Source organism: Neisseria sp. P0021.S006, from assembly GCF_051956895.1.
The window spans coordinates 1-573 of record NZ_JBQCWZ010000934.1 but is presented as its reverse complement, the minus strand read 5'-3'; the positions used below and the strand labels follow the sequence as shown (position 1 = coordinate 573).

General features: G+C 53.9%; 2 pseudogenes. Both read left to right on the top strand.

What is annotated here, in order from left to right:
- Positions 1–342 (top strand): annotated as a pseudogene (locus ACTHUM_RS17995) (tRNA threonylcarbamoyladenosine dehydratase); the annotation flags it as partial.
- Between the two features lie 10 nt (positions 343–352).
- Positions 353–573 (top strand): annotated as a pseudogene (locus ACTHUM_RS17990) (hypothetical protein); the annotation flags it as partial.

The following is a 573-nucleotide window of genomic DNA, read 5'->3' as shown; positions in this document are numbered from 1 at the left end:
CAACCGTTTATTATCAGCGGCGGCGCGGGCGGACAGAAAAATCCGGCTTTGATTCAAACCGCCGATTTGAGCCGCGTTACCCACGATCCGCTGCTTTCCAATTTGCGCTATACCTTGCGCAAGCGCTACGGCTTCAGCCGCGATACCAAAGAAAAAATGCGCGTGCCTTGCGTTTATTCAACAGAGAATATTACGCCGCCGCAATCCGGCGAAGTGTGTTCGGCCGATGCCGCGCCGCAAGGTTTGTCCTGCGCGGGCTACGGCGCGAGTATGCTGGTGACGGCTTCGTTTGGGCTGTATTGTGCGCAGGCGGCGGTGGAGCATATCGCGGGGCGGAAGTGAGGGGTAGGGAATGGGTAAGAGCCGATTTTTTAAAGCCTACTTTATCGCCAGCCTGATTTATGCGGTATGGTTCGGTGTGTTGATGTATGCCGTCGATCCGATGTTTCTCGATGTGATGGAATGCAATACGTTGCCCGGCGATTATTTGTGTGTGCAAAGCGGTTATACCCGTCCATTCACCGCTTTTCTTTATCCGTTTCTGTCCGTCATGATATTCAGCCTGTTGCACGC